The organism is Cetobacterium sp. (assembly GCF_051653945.1).
Taxonomy (GTDB): domain Bacteria; phylum Fusobacteriota; class Fusobacteriia; order Fusobacteriales; family Fusobacteriaceae; genus Cetobacterium_A.
The window spans coordinates 1-14822 of the sequence record NZ_JBOFXD010000033.1; the positions used below are offsets into that span (position 1 = coordinate 1).

Here is a 14822-nt window from a genome sequence, read left to right on the forward strand (position 1 = left end):
CCACTACATGTACAAATATATTTACGGCTTTATTTTCTATACTTTGTTTTTTCAATTTTGTTTTTGACTTAGAAACAGATATAAAGTTTTTGCCTCGTTCAATTCTATTCATAAAAATTACTAAAAGAATTGTAGCACCACCCAGTATCAAAGACAATAGCGTTGCTATATCTCTTGAGTATTGTGTCTTTGAAAACATAATAATCATTGGATTAATTGTTTGGAATCCTTTTCCACCTAAAATAAGTGGTGCTGAAACTGCACTTAATCCTGTCAAAAATGTAAGTATTGTCAGAGCATATAAAACTGGTTTTAATGTTGGTAATAATATCTTAAATAAAACCGTTTTTTCATTAGCTCCCATATTTTTAGCTGCTTCGATTATTTGATAATCAACATTTCTTATAGAATTGGTTAAAAATATTAGATGATTAGTTGTACATGCAAATGTCATTGTGAACAAAACTGCTCCATAACCTTCAAACCAATTTGATGATACACTTGGAAAAATAGTCTGTAGAGCATGTGTTATGAAACTATTTTCACCATAGATAAACTTATAACCAGAAGCTACAATTATCCCACTATAAACAAGTGTTGTAAAATATCCTAGTTTTAATATTTTAGCTCCTTTAACTCTATAAAATTCAGTAACTAAGACAATAAAGGTTCCAACTATGTTAACTGTTAAAGAAAGAGATACCGCTAAAATAAAACTATTCATTAAACTTTTTAAAGCTATTTTTGAAGAAACTAATTTATTGATAGAGTTCAATGATAGTTCTCCATTTATAAAAAAAGTAGTTTTTAAAAGATTTAGATTTGGATAAATTATGAAAGCTACTATAAACCAGATAAGGAATAGATTCAATAATCCTTTTCCATTTTTAATTTTCATGCACATCACCAAATTGCATAATATCTTCTGGATGTAAATATAATTTAACTTTTTCACCTATTTCAGGTAATCTTTTTCGTGTATTTTTCTCTAAGTTTTTAACCACTGTTCCATCTATATCATAAGTTATTTTTGTGAAAGAACCTGTATATTCTGTATCTAAAACTTTTCCTATTAATTCTAAATCATCTAAATGATTTGATGTATTCGATAGTGATTCCAATCTAAAATAAATAGGATTATTAACTTTAAATATTTTTTTAATTCTATTATTTATTTTTTCTATTAATTCTCCTTCAATCTTATTAATTTCACCAATAAACTCACATACAAATTTAGACTTAGATTCATTATAAATTTCAAAAGGAGTTCCAACTTGTTCAATTTTCCCTTTATTAAATACTGCAATTCTATCAGATAAACTAAGAGCCTCTTCTTGATCGTGTGTTACATATATCGTTGTTATTTTCAACTCTTTTTGTAATCTTTTCAACTCCATCCTTAATTCATCTCTTAGTTTTGCATCTAAATTAGATAGGGGTTCGTCTAAACAAAGTATCTTTGGATCCAAAACTAGTGCTCTAGCTATCGCAACTCTTTGCTGTTGTCCACCTGATAGTTCTGAAACATTATTATATAGCTTATCAGAGTGTATCTGTACTTTATCCGCTATTGCTTTTACTTTTTTATCAATATAATCTTGTGGTAAATTCTGAACTTTTAGACCAAAAGCTATATTTTCATATACATTCATAGTTGGAAAAAGAGCATAACTTTGAAAAACTATACTTACCCCTCTTTTTTCTGTAGATAAATTCGTAACATCTTTATCCCCTATAAAAATACTTCCTTTAGTAGGATTATTAAATCCTACTAAAGATCTTAAGGTTGTTGTCTTTCCACACCCAGATGGTCCTAGCATTGTAAAAAACTCTCCCTCATTTATAGTTAAATTTAAGTTTTCAACTGCTATGTAATCCCCATACTTTATCTCAATATTTTCAAATTTTATCATATTTTTACTCCTATTAGTTTACGTACTCTAGTTGTACTTTCTCTACCCACGAATCTATATTATCTGTTATAAATGTCCAATCTAAATTTTGAATTTTTAAACTTTCTATTAAGTCTCTAGTTTCTTTAGGTGCATTTTCTAAAGCTTTTGGATGAGCTGGTGCTGTTCCAAACTTTTCTGCCCATTTTTCTTGAACCTCTGGTGACCCTAACCAATCAATAAATTTTTTATTAGTTTCATTGTTCTCATTTCCCTTAACCAATGCTAGCTGTTCTACAACAAATGGAACTCCTATTTCAGGTCTCATTATCCCTATTTCAAAATTATTTACTTTTGATCTCTCTAAGGCTCCACTTCCCCAAACCATAGTTATTGGACGTTTCCCACTCATTAAATTCCCAAACCAATCCTCTTCAGATTTTTGAATATGACCATTTTGAACATATTGTCTCACAACTTCCCAACCCTCATTAGATATATTTAAAGTTCCTTTAGAATCTTTATATCTTGAAGCTATACTAGCTAAAACTACTTTTGAAGTTCCACCATCCAACCCAAAAATATGATATTTATCTTTATAGCTAGGATTTATACCCAAGTCTGTCCAATCTTTAGGGGCATTCTCTTTTGTTATTATATTAGGATTATAAATTGCAAGTAATGGTGTTACCGTTACCGCATTATAATATCCGTCTTTATCTGATAATCCTTCTGGAATCTCTTCTGACCATTTTGGTATATATTTTGATATCACATTATTTTTTTTAAGTTTTTCATACTCTATCGAGTTCAAACCAAAAATAACATCTGCAATAGGATTATTTTTTTCTGCCATCAGTCTATTTGAAATATCTGTTCCTCCAGCAAATACCACATTAACTTTGAAACCATTCTCTTTCGCTAACTCTGTTAAATATTCAGCTCTCCCGTTTGTTCCAGAGTTTGTATAAACAACAACTGAATTATCATCTTTTTTTCCACAAGCTAATGTTAACGTTAACAATGATACTAAAAAAATTTTTTTCTTCATTTAATTACTCCCCTTTTATTTTTTATTTATATACATTTTTAAAAGATAAGGCCAATCAGTTTGAATTATATCTATTTTTTTATCTATTAACCAAGACCAACCCGCTCCATCATTTAACAATGAATCATTGTCATCTTGAAAAGCACTTAGGTTATGTTTTTCATATCCACCTAAAGTTATAGCATTTACCCAGATTTTTATATTTTTTTCTGCTAAACTTTTTAAAAATTCTTCCTCTATAATTTCATCATCTTTTTTTGTAAACAAAACTTCCGCTGCAACCATATTTATTTCTGAATGAATAAATTTAAGAATGTCATCTTTTTTTCTAGCAATTGGCATATACATAAGTTTTGTTTCATTATTTTTAAAATAATTAAAAGCCTCTTCTGTTGGATGAGTTTTAATAATTATTTGATTCTCCATTTGAAGTTCTTTTATAATTTCAAAAACTTCATCTAAATAATCCCAAGCTCTATCTAGATTAATTAGTCCTTTACCCTTTAAAGCTTTAAATAGATCATATAATTTCCAAATATACTCACCTGATTTTTCTCCAATTATATTTAAATACTCCATACTTTCAATCTCTTTGGATGATAGATTTCTCAGATTTGTTGATATTCCAAATCTTCTCTCCTCTTCACCATCGTGAAATGCATACAAAACTCCATCTGTTGATTTAACAGCATCAATCTCAATTATATCCGCTCCAGAGGCCAAAGCTACAATTGATGAAAGATATGTATTCTCTATTACATTTCCTCCATATGTGCCTCTATGTGCGGCTATTAGTATTTTTTTCTCCTCTAGTTCCTTAAAAAATATATTATTCATAAATCTACCCCTTCACACTTTCTCTAATTATTAGTTTACTTTCAATCTCTTCTGACTTTACTATTTTCCCATCTAATAAACTTATTATTTTTTCTAATATTTTCTTTGATAACTCTTTATAATTCATTGATATTGTTGTTAATCCTGGTATTGTATACCCTGATATTGGCAAATTATCAAACCCAACAACTGAAACATCTTCTGGAACTTTAATCCCATATTCTGATAAAACTTTTATAGCTATTATTGCCTTTTCATCTCCATTTATAAAAAAACATTGTGGCAAATCATCTATAGAATTGCTAATTATTTTCCTTATATCTTCACTTGTATTTAATTTTCTAACTATTTTAAGCTTATCTAAATCTCTATTATATTTTTTATAAGTTTCTACAAACCCTCTTATTCTTTCCTCATTCATAGGTGTTGGGTCTGCTGAAAGTATATCTATTCTTTCAATATTTTTTGAAAAAAGATATTGAGATACTTTTACTCCAGAATTATAATCTTCATTGCTTACATATATTCTATTTGAATCATAACTTTTTCCAAAAATGACATACGGAATATTTAACTTTTCTAAAATATCTATTCTTTTATCATTTTCTTCTTCATAAAAAATGATAACTCCATCTATAAAAGTTCCCGATGTATTCACAATAGATTTCTTTAAATCTTCATCTGTGTAATATTGTTCTACAAATATAGATATATTTTTATCTGTATTTTGTAAAACAATCTCACTTATTAAAGTATTAGTCCATATTGTTGCTTTATGTCCTACCTTTCTTTTTAATAAAATTAAAATATTTTTATTTTTTTTATTTACAAGAGCTTTAGCATAAAAATTTGGTTTATACCCAAGCTCCTCTATATATTTTAAAATCTTATCTTTTGTCTCTTTCTTTACATTTGGACTATCATTTACAACTCTTGATACAGTTTGAGTTGAAACTCCAGCATATTTAGCAATCTCTTTTATTGTAATCTTCTCATTTAACACAAAATCAAATCCTTTCAAAAATGTTAACGCTAACATTGTTATATCCAAATTTATATCATTTTTATTTTATTGTGTCAATTTTTATTTGAAAATTTATTTTTAGTTTTTTTTATCTTCAAATAGTACACAAAGCATTCTTGAAGATTTTAATTTTTTAATATGCATTTAGTTTAACACACCTTTGTTAAGTAAGTATAAATTTTTTGTAAAAAAATTGTTAATTTTAAATATAGTCATAAAAAAAGGCAGAAAATATATTCTGCCTTCTTAATTTAAAAGATAAATTTTTTTGTATAATTTTTATAGAAAATCACTTGTTGCTTTCTCAAGCATAATGTCTAGTATTACTTTATCTGTAATTTGCATCCCTAACTTTGAAACTCGACCTAGATTTTTTATGGTATCTTCTGGAGTAGAGGCACAAATTCCATTACTTGAAGGAATGACTACATCTGAATAAGCTAGATAGGCACTCATTACAGCTGCATTACTCGCTGTTGCAAGTTTTAAAGCACAACCTATTTTCCCACCATCACATATCATTCCCGTAAGATTTGCAATCATATTAATAATTGTTTTTCCCATTTGCTCTGTACTTCCACCCATAAGGTAAACCATAGCACTTGAAGCACTTGTTGCTGCCGCAACGCCGCATCCACACGTAGCAGAAAGCTTTCCTGAAAATTGTTTAATATAAACATTTAAAGTATGAGCTATAGCTAGAGCTTTTAGCAATTTAAGTTTTTCAGAATCCACATATTTCGCAAACTCAACAACTGGTATTATTGTTGTTAAACCATGATTTCCACTTCCAGCACTACTCATAGCAGAATAAGGACATCCTGACATTCTACTTTCTGATGCACTAGCAACTTTAACCATTATTCTACCAAAAAGAGTATCTCCTAAAACACTATTTTTTGTAAGCTTTTCTAAACTATGGGCTATTCCAATTCCATCTTTATTGTGTTCTGATAAACCAAACTCTACTAAAGCACTATTCATTATTACTCCATCATACATAAATAAAAGCTCATCTTCTGTACAACTATCAATAAGATTAACTATTTTTTCTATTTTTAAATCTGACAATTTCTTGTGTAACTGGTTCTCTAAAATAGTTAATTCTTTTTGTTCACTTAATAAAACACCATTTTTTTCTATTAAAAAAATATTGTCATGAGAATTTTTAATTATACATCTCCCAGTTCCTTTAGTAGTTTTAATAAAAGCTTCAATATAAAGTGTTTCTTTTGACCTATCGATATTAATTGTAACTAATTTTTTTTCAACTAATTCTATTGCTTTTTTACTAATTTTATCTGTTATTTTGTTAAAAAGTTGAAGCTTATCTTTCGGGTTTGAAAGTAAGGCTCCTAAAGCTGCTGCATAGCTTAACCCAACGTATTCAAAACCAGGTATTCCTACAGCCATTCCATTTTTATATATACTTGGATTGACTGTAACTTCAATTTTTTCAATAGCTCCATCTATTATTTCAGTAGCTGTAGCAGCAGATAAAGCCACTGCTACAGGTTCAGTACAACCTAAAGCTGGTACAACCTCTTGATGTAAAAGTTCAAGTAATTCAATTTTATTCATTAGCTCTCTAACTCCTATAAGATATCATTTAAATTTAAAGTAACTTTTTCACCCTTTAAAAAACAAGGAATTCCAAGCCCACCTTTAGTTTTTACATCTTCATATATAAAACTAGTTTCTCTAAGATTTAAATATTCTTTTAATGCTGGAAAACTCGAAGATATATCTTTAAAATCAAAATCTATCATATTCTCTTTAAGTTTACACAAAGCGTAAATTGTATCTGGACATAAATGACTACCTATAACTATTATTTTCATAAAAACTCTCCTTTTATACTTTATTTTTATGTTTTAAACTGTTAAAACTTCATCTTTATTTTCTTCAATCCACTTTTCTCCTTCTACAACCCTAGAAACCATCATAGAAGCAATTGTATCCCCAGCTGCATTTAAACAAGTAGCCATTGGGTCAACTAAAAATCCTAGTGTCGCTACAATTGGAAACGCTTCAGGTGGAAATCCAAATAAACTCACTATTAGCATTTCACCAACTAGTCCCCCTCCTGGAGCTCCTGATAATACAAATGCACTAAGTATCGATACAACTAATGCCATAAGATATGTATCTATTCCTGCAAATTCAAGATCAAAGATACCAAATAAGAAACTTATTTTTAAAATAGATGAAATTACTGATCCGTCCATGTGCATTGTTGCTCCCATAGGCAATACTATTTCGTATATATCCTTTGGAACACCTATATTTTTACATGCTGCCATATTTGTTGGTAATGTAGCAACTGAACTTTGTGTAGCAAAAGCTGTAAGAGCTGGTGCTAATATATATTTTAGCATTCTACTTACTCCCTCTTTTCCACCAGAAATATAAGCATAAAGTGGAAATGCTAATACAGCATATAAAATACAAGTTGGATAATATATTAACATCGCTCTTCCATAATCACCAAGTAATTTAGGTCCAAATTCACCAATTAAACTTGCAAAGTATGCACCTAATCCAATCGGAGCTAACTTCATAATTAATTCAACAAGTTTCATGATAATACTATTCATATTATTTAATAACTTTCCTACAGGACTTTCTTCTCCACCACAAATAGAAACACTAAATCCAAAACCGATAGAAGCAATAATAATCGGTAACATATTTTTACGACTGAATAACCCATTAAAATCATTAACTGTCAAAGAATTTACAATAAGGTTAGCTGCACTACTTGGAGCTCCCATATTCCCTGTACTAAGTGCAATTTTTGCACCAACTGCAGGTGGGAAAATATTAACAACAACGAATATTAAAATAGCTGCTACCACACCTGTTCCAATAAATATTGCCATTAAACTTCCTAAAATTTTCCCAAGTCTTTTCATATTCAACATATTTCCAACTGCTGTTGAAATTGATATAAAAACCATTGGAACAACAATTGTAAACATCAAATTCAGAAAAATATCCCCAATTGGAGAAAGAATCATAGCCTTTTCTCCTAAAACAACACCAATAATACTACCTACAACAATCCCCAATAAAAGTAAAATTGAACTCCCATAATTTGCCCAAAATTTTGATCTTTCCATTTTTTAATTACCTCCCTCTGTTTATAATTTATCAATAGCTTCTTTTAATTGTTCTAATGCTTGCTTTAAAACACTTTTTGGACAAGCAACATTTAATCTCATGAATCCATTTAACTCTTTATCAAATGCTGTCCCACTATTTAGACCAAGTTTTGCTTTTTCAATCATAAACTTTTCTAGCTCTATATTATTAAGATTTAAACCTCTACAATCTAACCACATTAAATATGTTGCATCTGGTGCATAAGTTTTAATTTTTGGAATATTTTTTTTGCAATACTCAACTACGAAATCAAAGTTATCACTAATATATGGCAATAGCTGATTTAACCACTCCTCTCCTTCGTTATAAGCTACCTCCATAGCAACAGAAGAAAAAGAGTTATTACGATGAATATCCTTTGAAAACCACCATTTGTCAAACTCAGTTTTTAATTTATTATTTGGAAAAACAACAGTACAAGCTTGTAATCCAGCTAAATTAAATGTCTTTGTTGCTGAAAAACAAGTTACTACTGTTTCTTTAGCTAAATCACTAACTGTCGCTGTTGGAATAAATTTTTTGTTATGAAAAATTAAATCTGAATGTATCTCATCACTTATTAGCAAAACATTATTCTCTGCACAAAGATTTACAATTTTTTCAATCTCCTCTTTCTCCCATACTATACCTAATGGGTTATGTGGATTACAAAATAAAAACATAGATACTTTTTTTATTTTAGCTTCAAAGTCCTCCCAATCAATAGACCACTTTCCATCCTTTTCTACAAGATGATTTGTCAATACACGATTGCCTGAATTTTGAACTATTTCGTAAAATTCTCCATAAACTGGGGGTTGAATTAAAATACTGCTTCCACTTTTACACCAAATTTCAGCCATCACTGTCATAGCAGGAACTACTCCTACAGAGAATGAGCATAATGATTTATCAATCTCCCATCCATTTCTTCGCTTTTGCCAATCGCATCCAGCTTTAAAATAACTATCTGGTCTTGAAACATAACCAAATATCCCCTCTTCAGCTTTATTTTTTAAAGCATCTATAATTGGTTGAGCTGTTTTAAAATCCATATCTGCTATCCAAAGTGGTATTAAATCATCTGTTCCAAACTTTTTTATTCGTTCATCATATTTTGCACATCTAGTGTTTGCTCTAGAAATAACTTCATCAAAATTGTATTTCATCTTCTACTTTTCAACTCCTTTTGTAGTTTATGATCAGATATTAACACGAAATAATATAGTTGTAAAATTGAATATATTGATATATAATATAGAAAAAAATTGTATTTTAGAACAATAAATATAATAATATGGAGTTAATATGAATAATAGTGATGTTATAGCTTTTTCAGAAGTTGTTAAACAAGGAAGTTTTTCTAAAGCTGCAGAGAAACTTTTTATTACTCAATCTGCTTTAAGTTCAAAAATTAAAAATCTTGAAGAGGAACTAGATTGTAAACTTTTTTATCGAAGAAAAGGGGTTCGACATGTTGAACTTACTAAAGCTGGAAAAGATTTTTTAAATTTAATCGACCGTTGGAACAAACTTTGGTTTGAAATGTCCAATATTAAATCTACAGTGTCTGATATTTCTTTTGTAGTTTCTGCATTAAATAGTATTAGCACTTCTCTTCTTCCACAAGTTTTTCTAAAATTTTTAGAAAAAAACGATAAAGTTTTTTTAAAAACAGAGGATTTATCTAGTTATGCTTCTTATGATGCCATTGAAAATAGAACTGTTGATTTTGCTATTGTAGTTGACCAACGATACTCTTTAAATGTTTCTTGTAATCCACTCTTTTCAGAAAAAATGGTAATAATCTCTGGAGATAACTCTAGTTTTTCTGATAAAGTTGATATATCTGAATTAAATCCCTCTAAATTTATCTATTGTCCTTGGTTTTTAGAATTTGAGCAATGGTGCCAAGTTTGTTTTGGAAAAAGTTTTAAACCTTATATTCAAATTCAGATAGTACATCAAATAGCTTTTATGCTAACTAATAAAGATTGCTGGTGTATTGTACCAAACACCGTCGCTCAAATGCTTTTAAAAAAATCTAATATAAGAATTCATAAAACAAATTTTGATATTCCTAAAAGGAAAGTTTTTTATTTACACTCTATTGAAAATAGGCATGAAAATCATATTATTTCTGAGTTAATTCATTATTTGAAACATGAACTTATTGAGTTAGAAAAAAATGGAGTTTTAGAGTGTGATTTTCAATATATTGACAAGGATTTTGAACTCATATAAAAAATTAGAAAAGTTAGGTGAATTATGGAAAATAATAAATTAAAAAATATTTGTATTATTACTGGAGGAGCTGGTGGTATTGGTTACCATCTTTCTGAAGGCTTTAATAAAAAAGGATATAAAGTAGTTGTTTTAGATATTGAAAAACAAAAAGAACTTTCAAAGGATATTGATTTTATAAAAGTTGACTTGAGATTGAAAGATGAAGTAAAATATGCTTTTTCTCAAATTGTGGAAAAGTATGGAGTGGCTCACATCCTTATAAACAATGGGGCTATTTCAAACTTCAATAAGAATATTGAAGATATTTCCATTGATGTGTTTGATGATGTTATTAATGTCAATCTTCGTGGAAGCTTTATTTGCTGTAAAGAGTTTATAAAAGTAAACAAAGGACAAGACTATGGTAGAATAATAAATATAGCATCTACTCGGTGGAATCAAAATGAAGCTAACTGGGAAGCTTACGGTGCCTCAAAGGGTGGTCTAATTTCTCTAACTAACACCCTTGCCATATCTCTTTCTAAAACACCTATTACTGTTAATGCAATAAGTCCTGGATGGATACAAGTAGATAATTATGAAGATTTAACAGAAACTGATCACTCTCAACACCCTTCAGGTAGAGTGGGCATTCCTCGAGATATCCTTAATGCTTGTTTATTTTTAGTTAATCCTGAAAATGATTTTATTAATGCTACAAATTTAGTCATTGATGGTGGCATGACTAAAAAAATGATTTATGAATAGTAAATAATTTACAAATAAAAAAGTAGAGGGCAACCATCACAAATCCCTCTACTTCACTACTAAATCACCTTTGAATAACTTTAAAACTTTCAATCATTTTCTTAAAAAACTTTTTAAATTTACATCTTATTATCTACGCCAAAAATGTAATTAATTAATTTCGGTCAATAAAAATTTACTATCTGTCTTAGCCTTTATTTCATACAAAACATTTGGAGGAACTACTATAATCTGGTCCTCTTTTAAAACTTCCTTCTGATTATTAATAGTAACACTTAACTCTCCATCTAAATTTAAAATAAGCAGTTCTCCTTCAGTTTTATTGTGTTCAATCTCTTCATTTTCCGATATAGCAAATATCAATGACGTCAAATTTTCTAAATTTAAAACTCTTTTACTAACAACTCCACCTTTAAATCCAACTAATATATCTTTCATTAAAAGTTCTTTTGAATACTCTAAATTTATAAATCCACCAACATCTTTATGTTTTTTTACAATTATCAATAACATTTTAGCTTTTTCTAAAGCTTTTAAAGCATGAGGTATATTTGCAGGCATTAATATCATCTCACCTTTATTTACTTTATGAGTTATTTTATTTATAGAAATTTCCAACTCTCCATCCAAAACATAAACCAAAGCGTCTGCTGGAGCACTATGCTCACTTAACATCTCATCTTTATCAAAAGCAAACACAGCTGAATTCAAAGAATTTTTTAAAGCAATCATCATACTATTTATTGTTTTTTCGCCATAAGGCACTAAATCTTTTAAATTTATAACTTTATTAAACTCCATATTTCTTATTGCATTCATTTTATCCCACCTCAATTTTTTATAAATAAAAACTATCGAAAACATTTTACCTTAATTTTAAGATGAAGTATGTACCATATGTTACTGATTTTTAAAAAAATTAATGATATCTTTTGACTCATAGAGATTAAAGGGGGAAGAAAAAATGAGGGTGACAAAAAAAATTAAACAAAAATGGATTGTTCTATTCATATCAATATCTATACTTATATTTGGTATTTTTTTTAATAATTTTATGAAAAAAAAATAAATCATGAATATATTACAGATGTTGTAAAAAGAGGTTCAATAGAAAAAAACATAATAGTTTCAGGCATAGTTAGAAGTAGTAATAGAGTTCAGATTGGATCCCAAGTTTCAGGTAGAATAATTGAGCTAAATGCTAAAGTGGGAGATGAAGTAAAAAAAGGGGATTTACTTGTTAAAATAGATTCAGTTAAACAAATAAATAATTTAGAGGGAGCTAAATCTAAATTACTTTCTTACCAATCCCAATTAAAAAATAGAAAGATACAATTGGAAATTTCAAACTCAAATTTTAAAAGAATAGAAAACCTATATAAAAGAGGATTTATATCAATCGAAGAGATGGAAAATTCTAAAAAAAATCTCTCTTCAAATATTTCTGATGTAAGAGAAATAGAAGAGTTGATAAAACAAGCAAAAGATCAAGTAGATTTATTTAAAACAGATCTTTCGTATACAACAATACTTTCACCAATAGATGGAATAATAATATCTGTACCAGTTTCAATAGGAGAGACTGTAAACAGCACTCAAATAACTCCTACTTTAGTTCAAGTGGCTGAATTAGATACTATGCTCATCAAATCAGAGATTCCAGAAGGAGAGATTTCAACTATATTTAAAGGTATGGAGATGGAATTTACAACCCTTGCAGATTCCAATAAGATATACATGGCTAATATAGACTCAGTAGATCCAGTTCCATCTACTTTAATAGATAATGAGTATAAGGAGTCAGTTGGAAATACAACAGCAGTTTACTACTATGCAAATACACTTATAGATAATAGAGATAGAAATTTAAAAATAGGAATGACTACCACAAATACAATAAAAATTGCTAGAGCTGATGACATAATAATAATTCCTACGATAGCACTCGAAAAAAATGGAGATGAATATTTTGTAAAAATAGTAAACGATAAAAATGGATACAAGAAAAAAAGAGTTAACATAGGAATAAATAATGATTTCTATACTGAAATAAAGTCAGGAATAGAAGAGGGTGAAGTCTTAATATTAACTGAACTAAAAAAGGGAAGTATAAATAAAGAAACCGCTGAAAATTTAACAACGAAACTTCCAGTTATTTCAGGAATAATGCAAAAGTAAGTCAAGGAGCGAAAGATGAGTGAGATTATAGAGTTTAAAAATATAAATAAATATTTTGGAGAAGGAGAAAATAGAGTTCATGTTCTAAAAAATATATCATTAAAAATATCTAAAGGTGAATTTATTAGCATCATTGGGCAATCTGGTTCTGGAAAATCTACACTTATGAACATTATTGGGTGTTTAGATAATATCTGTTCAGGAGAGTATTTCATAGATAGAAAAGAAATATCAAATTTAACTTCAGACGAACTCTCTAATCTTAGAAGAGACATGTTTGGATTTATATTTCAAAGGTATAATCTCCTGCCAACATTAACAGCTCAAGAAAATGTAGCTCTTCCATCTGTATATTTAGGAATAAAAAAAAATGAAAGATTAGACAGAGCCAAAAACCTCCTTAAGAAATTGGAACTTGAAGAAAAATTAAATAATCGACCAAATCAACTTTCAGGAGGGCAACAACAAAGAGTATCTATAGCTAGAGCTTTAATGAATGGTGGAGAAGTCATCTTAGCGGACGAACCAACAGGAGCACTAGATTCTAAAAGTGGTGAAATGGTTATGAGTATTTTAAAAAAACTTCATAAAGAGGGATATACAATAATATTAGTAACTCATGACAAATATGTAGCAAATTTTGCAGAAAGAATTATTGAAATAAAAGATGGTAAAATATATAAAGAAATTCTAAAATCTAATGAAAATAAAAATCTCTCTATAAAATCGAAAACTAGATCAAAAGAGGGTTTACAATATAAAGATCAGTTAGTAGAAGCATTTAAAATGGCTATTTCCTCTATAGTTGCTCATAAGATGAGATCACTTCTTACAATGTTGGGTATAATAATTGGGATTACAGCTGTCGTAAGTATTGTGGCTTTAGGAACAGGATCCCAAAAGAAAATTTTGTCTAATATTAACTCAATGGGAACTAATACTATAGAGATATTTAATGGAAAAAGCGCAGGGGATAAAGATGCTTGGAAAGTTAAAAATCTTACAATAGCAGATGGAGAAATACTGAAAAAAGGGGTATATGTTGAAAGTGTTACACCTAATAATGGTACCTCTGGAAATTTAACCTACGGAAGTAAAACATTTTCAGCAAATTTAAAGGGTGTAGGAGAGGAATACTTTAAAGTTAAGGGAATCAATATTAAAAAGGGCTATTTTTTTACAAAATCTGAAGTGAATATAAGCAGTTCTGTAGCTATAATTGATGATGAAACAGAAAAAAATATTTTTGGAAATCAAAAGGGATTGGGAAAAATCATTGTTTTTAATAGAAAACCTCTAAAAATTATAGGAGTAGTATCTACAAAGGATATTGTAGGAATAAATAATAGTGAACTAAATATTTTTACACCATATACAACTATTATGAATAAAATAACTGGAGATAAAAAAATAAACTCTTTAACAGTAAAAGTTAGAGATGAAGTAGATTCTGAGGCTGCAGAAATAGAGATCGAAAAATTATTGACTATTCGTCATCTCGAAAAGGATTTTTATATAATAAATTCAGATACTTTAAAAAAAACAGTGACGACAACAACTAATACAATGAGACTTTTAGTCGGATCTACAGCTTTGATTTCACTGATAGTAGGTGGAATTGGTGTTATGAATATTATGTTGGTTTCTGTAACCGAAAGAACCAAAGAAATAGGTATAAGAATGGCCATAGGAGCTAAGAAAG

Annotated in this window: 14 protein-coding genes; 4 read left to right on the forward strand and 10 right to left on the reverse strand. The window is 28.7% G+C overall.

The genetic code is table 11. From position 1 onward, the window contains the following. The 9 genes from ACRC8M_RS03550 to ACRC8M_RS03590 all read right to left on the reverse strand — a co-directional run. A partial coding sequence (locus tag ACRC8M_RS03550; RefSeq protein WP_438527890.1) for an ABC transporter permease occupies positions 1 to 898 on the reverse strand: 898 nt, incomplete at its 3' end. Further along, positions 888 to 1913, reverse strand: a complete 1026-nt coding sequence (locus ACRC8M_RS03555) for an ABC transporter ATP-binding protein (protein ID WP_438527891.1) — start codon at positions 1911 to 1913, stop codon at positions 888 to 890. The genes ACRC8M_RS03550 and ACRC8M_RS03555, both read right to left, overlap by 11 nt. Positions 1914 to 1926: 13 nt before the next feature. Next, entirely contained in the window at positions 1927 to 2943 is a 1017-nt protein-coding gene (locus tag ACRC8M_RS03560; protein ID WP_438527892.1) for an extracellular solute-binding protein, read from the reverse strand. Positions 2944 to 2958: 15 nt separating this feature from the next. Then, positions 2959 to 3780: a glycerophosphodiester phosphodiesterase family protein gene (locus ACRC8M_RS03565; protein ID WP_438527893.1), complete on the reverse strand. Its 822-nt coding sequence runs from the start codon at positions 3778 to 3780 to the stop codon at positions 2959 to 2961. Positions 3781 to 3784: 4 nt separating this feature from the next. Then, positions 3785 to 4819: a LacI family DNA-binding transcriptional regulator gene (locus ACRC8M_RS03570; RefSeq protein WP_438527894.1), complete on the reverse strand. Its 1035-nt coding sequence runs from the start codon at positions 4817 to 4819 to the stop codon at positions 3785 to 3787. A gap of 264 nt (positions 4820 to 5083) precedes the next feature. Next, positions 5084 to 6385 (reverse strand): L-cysteine desulfidase family protein, encoded by a 1302-nt coding sequence (locus ACRC8M_RS03575; protein ID WP_438527895.1) that lies wholly within the window; start codon positions 6383 to 6385, stop codon positions 5084 to 5086. Positions 6386 to 6399: 14 nt separating this feature from the next. Further along, complete coding sequence (locus ACRC8M_RS03580; RefSeq protein WP_438527896.1) at positions 6400 to 6645, reverse strand: glutaredoxin; 246 nt, start codon at positions 6643 to 6645, stop codon at positions 6400 to 6402. Positions 6646 to 6678: 33 nt separating this feature from the next. Further along, positions 6679 to 7926: a dicarboxylate/amino acid:cation symporter gene (locus ACRC8M_RS03585; protein WP_438527897.1), complete on the reverse strand. Its 1248-nt coding sequence runs from the start codon at positions 7924 to 7926 to the stop codon at positions 6679 to 6681. A gap of 21 nt (positions 7927 to 7947) precedes the next feature. Beyond that, a complete protein-coding gene (locus ACRC8M_RS03590) occupies positions 7948 to 9117 on the reverse strand; it encodes a MalY/PatB family protein (protein WP_438527898.1) in 1170 nt (389 codons plus the stop codon). Between the two features lie 139 nt (positions 9118 to 9256). Between ACRC8M_RS03590 and ACRC8M_RS03595 the strand changes: the two genes are divergently transcribed. Next, complete coding sequence (locus ACRC8M_RS03595) at positions 9257 to 10192, forward strand: LysR family transcriptional regulator (RefSeq protein ID WP_438527899.1); 936 nt, start codon at positions 9257 to 9259, stop codon at positions 10190 to 10192. 24 nt (positions 10193 to 10216) lie between these two features. Further along, positions 10217 to 10942: an SDR family oxidoreductase gene (locus ACRC8M_RS03600; RefSeq protein WP_438527900.1), complete on the forward strand. Its 726-nt coding sequence runs from the start codon at positions 10217 to 10219 to the stop codon at positions 10940 to 10942. A 150-nt stretch (positions 10943 to 11092) separates the two neighbouring features. Here the strand turns inward: ACRC8M_RS03600 and ACRC8M_RS03605 are convergent, their stop codons facing one another. After that, complete coding sequence (locus tag ACRC8M_RS03605; protein ID WP_438527901.1) at positions 11093 to 11761, reverse strand: cupin domain-containing protein; 669 nt, start codon at positions 11759 to 11761, stop codon at positions 11093 to 11095. A gap of 315 nt (positions 11762 to 12076) precedes the next feature. Between ACRC8M_RS03605 and ACRC8M_RS03610 the strand changes: the two genes are divergently transcribed. Both ACRC8M_RS03610 and ACRC8M_RS03615 read left to right on the forward strand, forming a co-directional pair. Then, the gene (locus tag ACRC8M_RS03610; RefSeq protein WP_438527903.1) at positions 12077 to 13120 is read left to right on the forward strand and encodes an efflux RND transporter periplasmic adaptor subunit; all 1044 of its coding nucleotides are present in this window, start codon (positions 12077 to 12079) and stop codon (positions 13118 to 13120) included. Positions 13121 to 13135: 15 nt separating this feature from the next. After that, positions 13136 to 14822: ABC transporter permease (locus ACRC8M_RS03615; RefSeq protein ID WP_438527902.1), on the forward strand; the 1687-nt coding region annotated here is incomplete at its 3' end.

Coding starts and splice junctions, on each gene's coding strand:
- ACRC8M_RS03555 (WP_438527891.1), bottom strand. CDS start 1,913: ATGATAAAATTTGAAAATATTGAGATAAAGTATGGGGATTACATAGCA.
- ACRC8M_RS03560 (WP_438527892.1), bottom strand. CDS start 2,943: ATGAAGAAAAAAATTTTTTTAGTATCATTGTTAACGTTAACATTAGCT.
- ACRC8M_RS03565 (WP_438527893.1), bottom strand. CDS start 3,780: ATGAATAATATATTTTTTAAGGAACTAGAGGAGAAAAAAATACTAATA.
- ACRC8M_RS03570 (WP_438527894.1), bottom strand. CDS start 4,819: ATGTTAGCGTTAACATTTTTGAAAGGATTTGATTTTGTGTTAAATGAG.
- ACRC8M_RS03575 (WP_438527895.1), bottom strand. CDS start 6,385: ATGAATAAAATTGAATTACTTGAACTTTTACATCAAGAGGTTGTACCA.
- ACRC8M_RS03580 (WP_438527896.1), bottom strand. CDS start 6,645: ATGAAAATAATAGTTATAGGTAGTCATTTATGTCCAGATACAATTTAC.
- ACRC8M_RS03585 (WP_438527897.1), bottom strand. CDS start 7,926: ATGGAAAGATCAAAATTTTGGGCAAATTATGGGAGTTCAATTTTACTT.
- ACRC8M_RS03590 (WP_438527898.1), bottom strand. CDS start 9,117: ATGAAATACAATTTTGATGAAGTTATTTCTAGAGCAAACACTAGATGT.
- ACRC8M_RS03595 (WP_438527899.1), top strand. CDS start 9,257: ATGAATAATAGTGATGTTATAGCTTTTTCAGAAGTTGTTAAACAAGGA.
- ACRC8M_RS03600 (WP_438527900.1), top strand. CDS start 10,217: ATGGAAAATAATAAATTAAAAAATATTTGTATTATTACTGGAGGAGCT.
- ACRC8M_RS03605 (WP_438527901.1), bottom strand. CDS start 11,761: ATGAATGCAATAAGAAATATGGAGTTTAATAAAGTTATAAATTTAAAA.